General features: G+C 41.5%; 10 protein-coding genes. All 10 read left to right on the top strand.

Going from position 1 to position 9,950, the window contains the following annotated elements:
• Positions 1–402 (top strand): MSHA biogenesis protein MshD (locus QNK26_RS08575; protein WP_319222236.1); only part of this gene is annotated, 402 nt, incomplete at its 5' end.
• Positions 402–1,181, top strand: a complete 780-nt coding sequence (locus tag QNK26_RS08570; RefSeq protein ID WP_319222235.1) for a type II secretion system protein J — start codon at positions 402–404, stop codon at positions 1,179–1,181. The genes QNK26_RS08575 and QNK26_RS08570, both read left to right, overlap by 1 nt.
• Complete coding sequence (locus QNK26_RS08565) at positions 1,171–1,602, top strand: pilus assembly PilX N-terminal domain-containing protein (RefSeq protein WP_319222233.1); 432 nt, start codon at positions 1,171–1,173, stop codon at positions 1,600–1,602. Before QNK26_RS08570 ends, QNK26_RS08565 begins: the two co-directional genes overlap by 11 nt.
• On the top strand, positions 1,599–4,940 hold the full coding sequence (locus QNK26_RS08560) for a DUF6701 domain-containing protein (protein WP_319222231.1): 3,342 nt from the start codon (positions 1,599–1,601) through the stop codon (positions 4,938–4,940). Before QNK26_RS08565 ends, QNK26_RS08560 begins: the two co-directional genes overlap by 4 nt.
• A gap of 101 nt (positions 4,941–5,041) precedes the next feature.
• Complete coding sequence (locus tag QNK26_RS08555; RefSeq protein WP_319222229.1) at positions 5,042–6,082, top strand: rod shape-determining protein; 1,041 nt, start codon at positions 5,042–5,044, stop codon at positions 6,080–6,082.
• Between the two features lie 60 nt (positions 6,083–6,142).
• On the top strand, positions 6,143–7,057 hold the full coding sequence (gene mreC, locus QNK26_RS08550) for a rod shape-determining protein MreC (RefSeq protein ID WP_319222228.1): 915 nt from the start codon (positions 6,143–6,145) through the stop codon (positions 7,055–7,057).
• Complete coding sequence (mreD, locus tag QNK26_RS08545) at positions 7,054–7,536, top strand: rod shape-determining protein MreD (protein ID WP_319222227.1); 483 nt, start codon at positions 7,054–7,056, stop codon at positions 7,534–7,536. Before mreC ends, mreD begins: the two co-directional genes overlap by 4 nt.
• A gap of 38 nt (positions 7,537–7,574) precedes the next feature.
• A complete protein-coding gene (locus tag QNK26_RS08540) occupies positions 7,575–8,171 on the top strand; it encodes a Maf family protein (protein WP_319222226.1) in 597 nt (198 codons plus the stop codon).
• A gap of 16 nt (positions 8,172–8,187) precedes the next feature.
• On the top strand, positions 8,188–9,663 hold the full coding sequence (gene rng, locus QNK26_RS08535) for a ribonuclease G (RefSeq protein ID WP_319222224.1): 1,476 nt from the start codon (positions 8,188–8,190) through the stop codon (positions 9,661–9,663).
• Position 9,664: 1 nt separating this feature from the next.
• A partial coding sequence (locus QNK26_RS08530) for a hypothetical protein (RefSeq protein WP_319222223.1) occupies positions 9,665–9,950 on the top strand: 286 nt, incomplete at its 3' end.

Below are 9,950 nucleotides of genomic sequence, written 5' to 3'. Positions count from 1 at the left end.
ATGTATCAAATAAAAGCCACAGCATTAGGTAAGAGCATCATGAATCAAGTGCTAATTCGCTATTATGATGAACGGAAGTTAGTGTTAGGTAGTTTTAGTCCATGCACGACTTGTACTGAAGAAACTAGTTTTGGTGTTGATGGTACGGAAGATAAAAATAAACCGGATACTTTTAATGATATAGATGATTATCATGAGCATTGTAATAGCGATCCAAAAACCACGCTGAGTTTATTTACCAATGAATACCCTGGTTATGGATTGAATATATGTGTTAGTAATGCGGCTGATAAATTTATTACGGGTAGTACTGCAAATGATGTGGCAAAACGGATCTCGGTAACAATATATATGCCTAACAATGAAACGATCTTACTGACGTCATTTAAGGGGAACTACTGATGTCTAATCCCCTTAAACATAAGCAGCTTGGTTTCACTTTAGTTGAACTGGTGACCGTGATTATCTTGTTGGGTGTCGTTGGTACCTTTAGCAGCCGTTTTATTAGCGATAACGTCGTGCTGTATCAAGCCTCAGTCAATCAAAATGAGCGTCTTAACGACGCCCGCTTTGTGTTAAATCGAATGAGTAAAGAATTAGAATCGGCCATTGCTTTTAGTGTTCAAGAAGATGGTAGTTGTATTAAATTCGCGCCTTTTACGGCGGCAGGGCAATATCTTAATAGCGTAAGTGGACAGACGGATGTAGACCTCATTATGGATCCGCTTTCAAGATCAGGTAGTCGAGCTGTAAGTACATTCATCAATCAGCGATTGAGTATACATACGTTAGATGCAAATGCTTTTTATCAATCGGCCAGTGGCAGTATTGCGACGATTAATAGTTACGCGGCTTCCGGTGCGAATGCTACACAAGCTCAGGTTGGTTTGGATGCTGAACTTACTATGGATTCGTCAGTATCGCGTTATTTTATTTTCAATCGTGAAGTTCGTTACTGTTTAGAAAGTAGTAAATCAGAATTACTTCGATATGAGAAAGTGGGTACTGGTATTGAGACTCGAGCTTTGATGATGAACGATTTAAGTGCAGGTAGTAGTATGTCGTTAACAGCTGCATCGCAGTTTAGTAATGCCATTTTGAAGTTAAACTTTAACTTCTTATTGCGTGATGGCAGTGACATTAAATTTGAGCATCAGGTGGTAATGACAAATGTCCCTTAATCGTAGACCGAGCTGCTATCCACAACAGCAGGGTAGTATGCTCGTTATCTCTCTGTTTATTCTTGTGGTTATCTCATTGTTAGCGGCGTCATTAAGCCGTATCTTGAGCTCGACGGCAGATAGTGTCGCCAATGAAGTGTATAGCGCGAAAGCTTATTATGCTTCAGACAGCGGGATGGAATATGGAATTTATAGCGCATTAAATAATAGCTTAACATGTGTGGAGTTTCCTTTAAAACCATTGCCTATCCCTTTTGATATTAGTGGTGAGAGCGGGTTGGAAAATTGCAGCGTGAGTATTGATTGTCAGACTATTGGTTTGCCTAATGGTAGCAAGCAGTATTACTTAACATCGACCGGTACATGTGATGGTGGAAAAATTGTGGCTGAGCATAAAGTTGAAGCAGAGGTGAAGTCATGAAGCTAAAACGCATTTTTACATATTCAGTATTTACTCAGCGCTTAGTTATGCTGTTCACTCTGTTAGTGATTACGCTTGGTATGAGTGTTGAAGCTCAAGCTAAAAAAGGTAAAGATTTCGAACTCATCGGTAAAATTGAGATCGGTGATAGCGATGATAGTGCTATTCATCCGCGTTTTATGCTAACTGCTGACGGTACTGATAATGATGGATTGCTGGAGAATCCAATGCCGGTTAATCCTATTCATTTTCATTTAAGTGAAGATATTGACCTGAGTAAAATAGAGCTTAAGGATATCGATGGTGCCGATGGGCGGCTGTACTTTGTTATTTGGAATAGTGATGGTGATGTGGTTGTTAACGCGCGTTCATATACCAATAAGAATGATGATGAAAACCATGTACATGCAGATCATGGTCATGCCCATTTTGAAGGCAAACCGTTGCCAGAAGTACCTCTGACTAAAGGTTATTATCGCCTAGCGATTGTTGGCCAGTGCTTTAACCCTGGAGGACAAGCTAAAGGTTGGTCAGATAAATGCCAAACCAATAGCAATTGGAATTATGATGATTTTGAATTTAAAAATATTAAGCTTAAAACTAAATCTGGTACATCGAAGAGTGTAGCATTAATCGAACGCCGTCATATTGGTGATACAAGTGACAGCAGCGGCGGCTATGCTGGTCGTTGGTATCCAGATGAACCGACTGATGAAGTTAATAATGGCAAAAAGACTGATGATTATTACAAATTTAAAGTTGAAAAAGGTGCCAATTTAAAGCATTTAATCATGTACAACTATCGTGATGTTAACCTTGGACAAACTGATGTGCGTTTTACTTTGAGAGGTGAGGGGCCAGATAGAACGCATACCATGAATACCGAGGGGCAGGCGAGTGGTGATTATACTTGGACTTTTGATCCACCATTGACCAAGAAAGGGGATTATGAGCTCGAAATTAAGACACATGATGTAAAAGGATTTTTAGATTTTGGACCTGATCATGGGCTCTGGGGTATTATTACAGATAATGATGATGACATTTCCTGGGATGATATTGTAATTACCGCTGAACTGGATACGCCACCTACACCTGTCGTTAATCACTACCGTATAATGCATCCTACTAATGCACTGACCTGTGAATCAACAAGCGCAATAATCTTGGCGTGTAAGAATAACAGTAGCAGTGGTAGCTGTGATGTCGCGGAAGTTAATGATAGTGTGACGGTACAGGTTGATGGTAGCGATGAAAATGTAAATTTAACGAATGGTACGGGGACGCTTTCTGGTATAGAAAAATTATCATCAGGCACATTAGCATTAAGCTTTCCTAGCGGTACCCAAACTTACTGTAACCAAGCGACAGCAGATCAAGATAGCTGTGGCATTAGTTTTGCTGATATTGGTTTGCAATTTTCGCAAGCAATAAATACTGATGTTGATATTGCCAATCAAGTCGCAGGTACTGAAATTAGTTCGCTATATTTAAGAGCGCTCGAGAGTGATGGCAATGGTACTTGCTCGGTATTAGCTACTGATAATAATGACTTTAATCTCGGTGTTGAATGTGTATCCCCGGGGACTTGCGATAATGCGCTTGCTTTTAATGTTGGGAATATACCACTCAATAATAGCGGTGGTGAAACCTCTGTCACACTAACTAACGTTGCAACAGGCGTTTATCAAGTTAATCAGCCTGTTTATCATAACGCCGGTAAAATTCGTCTCTCTGCGAGTTACGTCTTTGATAATGGTGTTGAGGTTAGAACCTTAGCAACAGATAGTGAAAGCTTTGCGGTAAGACCTGATAAATTTAATATTAAAGCCAGTCGTTATGAAGGGACTGCGCGTACCGATCTTACTGAGCGTAGTAACGGTGTATTAATGCATACTCATAAAGCTGAGCAGACGTTCACCTTTGAGATCCAAGCGGTAAATGCAAATGGCGTCGTTACCACCAATTATGTGCCGACCACAAACAATAATATTCGAATCAAATTGACACGTTCGATGCCTGTTGCTGATGATGGTTTTGACGGTTTATTTGGTTATGCAGAAAATAAGACCTTATTAACGTCTTCGGTAAGCTTGTCGGACTGGATTGGAATGCCTAATTTACCCAGCTTTGAAAGTGGTGTTTATAGGTTTGAAAGTTCGACTTATAGTGAAGTCGGCGCCATTAAGGTCAATGTAAAAGACCAAAATTATTACGGTGAGCAGTTCTCTGTCGATCAAGATTTTACTGATAATAGTAAAGGCCAAGAGATAGGCCGTTTCATTCCATCTTACTTTACCTTAGTGTCATCAAAAGTAGATAATTATGTTGGTGCTAGACGTTCTTTTCAGAACGGTTACGACTATGAGTTTCCAGATCAATATCCTAGCTATGTAGCTGGAACTACGGTTTTACAGCCAAAAGATAAGCATATTTATCAATGTCGACAATGGCCTAATAGCGGTTATTGCGTTCAATGGAGTCCTGGTTCTAATCAATATGAGCCTGGTATTGGTAGTGCTTGGGAAATGGCTTGGATTTTATTAGATTCACCAGACCCTGGGGCGGTATTTACTTATATGGACCAACCCGAGTTACGATTTGGTTATCGTCTGGAGGCTCAAAATCGCTTAGGATTCATCACACATAATTATGACGGCGAACTTAATGCGGAAGTAACTTTTAGTACTGAGGTGGATGGTTTAAGGAATAAATCTTTTTCTGACCGTCTAAAAGACTTTGGCAGTGTATGGAAAGACGGTGTTTATGAATCAACAAGCTTATTAGATACAGGCAACTTTGCGCGTTTAGCAAGTGGTCCTGATGGCCCAATCATGAATACGCTCTTTGGTATTAGTATTATAGATACTGACGGTGTTTTACTTAATAATACAGATATGCTTGCCAACACAGAATTACCAGCAGCAAAAACTTTATCTGAACAAGTGAGTGAACTACGTTACGGCCGCTGGTTTATTGATGATGGTTCGGGTCCTACCGGTAGTGCTTTCCCTGTAACGATGAAATTACAGTATTATGAACCAAACAAAGCCACCGGCGATGGCTTTATTCTTAATGTTGATGATAGTAAAACAACATTTGATAGTACTGATGCGACGACCAGCCTCGGTAGTTTAATAGCTAATAAAGGTGTATTTGTAAGTGGCTTAACAAATGAGTTAATGATTTCATCTGATAATCCCGGCACGGCAATATTAGAGTATATTAATACACCGGAATGGTTGATGCCTGCAGATGGTGAAGACCCATCTGCAAACATCGAGTTTGGCTTTTTCTATGGCAATGACCGAGTTATTTACCGAAGACGGTTAAATTAATAGTGAGTCAGTCATAAAGTCTGATAAACTTGGCTCATTCATTGCGCATTGGTAACGTTAACCGATCTTGCAACATTTTACTTTTAGGAATGCCCATAACCATGTTTAAGAAGTTAAGAGGCGTATTCTCTAGCGATTTATCAATCGACTTGGGAACAGCAAACACTCTCATTTATGTTAAAGGTCAAGGTATTGTTCTTGACGAGCCTTCAGTTGTTGCGATCCGCCAAGAGCGCGGTGCGAACAAGAGTGTTGCAGCAGTTGGTACCGCCGCAAAACAAATGTTAGGCCGTACACCTGGTAACATTGCCGCTATTCGCCCAATGAAAGATGGCGTTATCGCTGACTTTTTCGTGACTGAAAAAATGTTACAACACTTTATTAAGCAAGTGCATGACAACAATTTCTTCCGTCCAAGCCCGCGCGTGTTAATTTGTGTACCATGTGGTTCAACACAAGTAGAGCGTCGTGCGATCCGTGAGTCAGCACAAGGTGCAGGTGCACGTGATGTATTTTTAATTGATGAGCCGATGGCTGCAGCGATTGGTGCTGGCATGCCTGTATCGGAAGCAACTGGCTCTATGGTTGTCGATATAGGTGGTGGTACTACCGAAGTCGCAATCATCTCATTAAACGGTGTGGTTTACTCTTCATCGGTACGTATCGGCGGTGACAAACTTGATGAAGCAATCATCAGCTATGTACGTCGTAACTACGGCAGCTTAATTGGTGAAGCAACTGCTGAGCGTATTAAGAAAGAAATTGGTTCTGCCTACCCACTTGATGAAGTTGTTGAAATTGAAGTGCGTGGCCGTAACCTTGCAGAAGGCGTACCGCGTAGTTTCATCTTAAACAGCACTGAAATTCTAGAAGCATTACAAGAGCCGCTATCGGGTGTTGTGAGTGCGGTAATGACAGCGTTAGAACAGTCACCACCAGAGTTAGCATCAGATATTTCTGAACGTGGTATGGTTCTAACGGGTGGCGGTGCATTAATCCGTGGCCTAGATCGTTTATTACTTGAAGAAACAGGTATTCCAGTGGTTATCGCTGAAGATCCACTAACGTGCGTGGCTCGTGGCGGCGGTACGGCATTAGAAATGATTGATATGCACGGCGGTGATCTGTTCCATTACGATTAAGCACCTGATTAAATAATCCTATGGGATGGCGGACGCGCCATCCTTTGAGAATACCATCTAATGAAACCTATTTTTGCTACCTCTACATCGTTACAACTGCGCCTATTCTTTGCGGTTATCGCCTCTTTCACATTAATTGTTTTTGATTCCAAATTTGATTCATTTTCAAATGTGCGACTTTATTTAAATACCGCTGTCTCGCCTCTCATTTATGCTGCCGATATTCCCAGTGAAATGCTTAAAGGTGTATCAAATACCGTTGTCAATCGTCGAGATTTAAAAAAACAAGTGGCAGAACAAAAAGATAAGCTGTTTACGCAGCAAGTTCAACTACTTGAATTTAAGCATTTGAAAGAAGAAAACAAACGTCTACGCGCATTACTTAATTCGCCAATCCATTCAGATCAACGAAAGTTAGTCGCCGAGATTATCACTGTTAATTCTGACCCTTTTTCACTGCAAGTGGTGATTAATAAGGGCGCTATGGATGGGGTTTATATTGGCCAACCGATATTGAACGAACAGGGCGTGGTGGGACAAATTGTTGATGTCGCGGCCACATACAGCCGGATATTGTTGATTTCTGATATTACTCACGGTATTCCGGTACGTGTGCAGCGTAATGATATTCGCGCGATTGCCAATGGCGGGGGCGAATTAAACAGTCTCAACCTACCTTATATGCCGCACAGTACTGATATCCAAGTGGGTGATCTTTTAGTGACGTCAGGCTTGGGGGGGGTATTCCCAGAAGGCTATCCTGTGGCGACAATTTCTGAGTTTATTTATCAAGTGGGTGAACCCTATGCACAAGTCGAAGCCAAGCCCGTTGTGGCATTAGAGCGGATACGTTATGTGTTATTAATTTGGGATGATGAAGCGAATGCATCAGAGACAAAACCTAAAGCTGACATGCTTGACCCTAAGTTAGAAGTTGCACCTAAATCAGAAACAGCCAAGGAGAAGGTATTATGACGCCTGCTAACGGTCGTTTTAAATTAATCCTGACCTTAATTCTCGCATTACTACTTACTGTGTTACCTGTTCCCGAGCCGCTAGATGCTTTCCGTCCTGATTGGGTGCTATTGGTTTTGGGGTATTGGTGTATGGCATTGCCTTATCGGGTGAGTGTTGGATACGCCTGGATCTGCGGATTAACTTTGGATCTATTATTAGGCGCGCCATTAGGGATCCATTCTTTAGCTTTGTCTATTGTTGTCTATATCATCGTCATGAATCATCGCTTGATCCGTAATATTTCATTATGGCAACAAGCGCTGATTGTGGGCTTTTTAGCTATGCTCAATAAGCTCATTATATTTTGGGCAGAGAAATTACTTTTCGATATATCAATAACGCCAATGTACTTCTGGTCAATCTTAACCACGATGTTAATATGGCCATGGATATTCTTGATTTTACGGAAAATTCGTCGTCAATTTGCGATTAGATAGTGGCTTGAAGATAGCTTAATTGAGTAGAAGATAATAAGATGAAACAGCGTAATATGTATTTAGCATCACAATCACCGCGTCGTCGTGAATTACTGACGCAAATTGGTATTGAATTTACAGTATTATCTGTAGATGTGGAAGAGCAACAACAAGCGGATGAACGAGCACCTGATTATGTGTCTCGTCTCGCGCGTGATAAAGCGCAAGCTGGAGTGGCGGCATTGCTAAATACCACACCTAGCGCAGAGCCAGTGGTGTTAGGTGCTGATACTATTGTCGTCTATGCCGGACAAGTATTAGAAAAACCGGTGGATGAAGCGGATGCGATCCGCATGTTAAGTTTATTATCCGGTCATGAGCATGAAGTTATGACTGCTGTTGCACTGGCCGATAACCACCGTTGTTGGGTCGAGTTAGTGACAAGCACAGTCCAGTTTAGAGCAATATCAGTGATTGAAATGCAGGATTACTGGCGCACTGGTGAACCAGTAGATAAAGCCGGTAGTTATGCAATCCAAGGTATTGCAGGTAAATTTGTTAGTCACATAAGTGGCAGTTATAGCGCTGTTGTCGGCTTACCATTAATGCAAACCGAGCAATTAATTCAAGCCTTTAAGGCCAAGCAGAATAAGTAATGAAGGGTTAAAGAATATGGGTTTAACGACAGAGTTATTAGTAAATGTTACCCCGAGTGAAACACGTGTAGCCTTGATTGAAAATGGCGTACTACAAGAAATTCATGTAGAGCGAGAAGCAAAGCGTGGCATCGTCGGTAATATCTATAAAGGTAAGGTAAGTCGGGTTCTTCCGGGCATGCAAGCTGCGTTTATTGACATTGGTCTTGATAAAGCTGCATTTTTACATGCATCGGATATTGTCCCGCATACTGAATGTGTGGCACCCGGTGAGAAAAAACACTTTAAAGTAGCTGATATCTCTCAGTTAGTACGTCAAGGCCAAGATATCACCGTGCAGGTGGTGAAAGACCCAATGGGTACCAAAGGCGCGCGTCTAACCACTGATATTACTTTGCCTTCTCGTTATCTGGTATTCATGCCGGGCAGTTCACATGTTGGCGTATCGCAGCGTATCGACTGTGAAGAGGAGCGTAGCCGATTGAAACGTGTGACTGAAGCACAGATCGATGAGCTTGGCGGTTATATTATACGTACTGCCGCTGATGGTGTCGGTGATAAAGAGCTTGAACAAGATATCGCTTACTTAAAACGCCTATGGACGAAAGTGCTACAACGCAAAACCAGTAATCCAAGTGGTAGCATGCTGTATCAAGATCCTTCATTGGCATTTCGTATTATTCGTGACTTTGCTGGTGCGCCATTAGACAAGATCAGGGTTGATTCACGATTAGCTTATACTGAATTGTGTGAATTTACAGAATCCTATGTGCCAGAGCTGGTTAGCGCGTTAGAACCATATACCGGTGAGCGTCCAATCTTTGAAATGTACGATGTGGAAAACGAATCTCAGCGTGCACTTGAACGTAAGGTTACCTTGAAATCAGGCGGTTATATAATAATTGACCAAACTGAAGCAATGACTACGATTGATATTAATACCGGTGCGTTTGTTGGCCATCGTAATCTTGAAGATACCATTTTTAATACTAATGTTGAGTCAACTCAAGCGATTGCTCGTCAACTTAGATTGCGTAACCTTGGCGGTATTATCATTATTGATTTTATTGATATGCAAAGCTCGGAACACCGTCGTCGGGTAATGGAATGTTTAGAGTCTGCATTAAGCCATGATCGTGCAAAAACCAATACTCATGATTTCTCGGCATTGGGTTTAGTGGAAATGACGCGTAAGCGTACGCGTGAATCACTTGAACATGTACTGTGTTCGGATTGCCCAACCTGTGACGGTCGTGGTTCAGTTAAAACGGTAGAGACAGTATGTTATGAGATATTCCGCGAAGTGACCCGTGTTAACCGAGCCTATGATGCCGATCAGTTTAATGTTTATGCATCGGTTGCCGTTGCCGACTATATTGAAAAAGAAGAGTCACACAGTATTGCTGAATTGGAATTATTTATGGGTAAACAGGTGAAGATCAAAGCCGAACCGCAGTACTTACAAGAGCACTTTGATGTGGTAATGATGTAGCGTGACAGCGAAACGAAATTGGCTAAGAAGGTGTGGTAAAGCATGCCTGTATACTTTTGCCTGCTTAGCTGTTTTTTCTGCTGTCTCAATTAGTCTACTACGGGCGAGTTTACCCTATCTGAATCAATATCATGACCGGGTGATTGATTGGCTTGTTGCTGACCAATCGGTGAGTATTGAAGTGCAAAGTATTGATGCGGGTTGGTATAAATTCGGCCCCGTATTAATCATTAATACCTTAGACGTAAAGTTTGATGAGTCATTACCGTATAACTTTGATGTCGAAC

The sequence above is a fragment of the Moritella sp. genome, from assembly GCF_033791185.1.
Taxonomy (GTDB): Bacteria; Pseudomonadota; Gammaproteobacteria; order Enterobacterales; family Moritellaceae; genus Moritella.
Note: the sequence above shows the minus strand (reverse complement) of the source record. Positions and strands in the feature narration are given on the sequence as shown.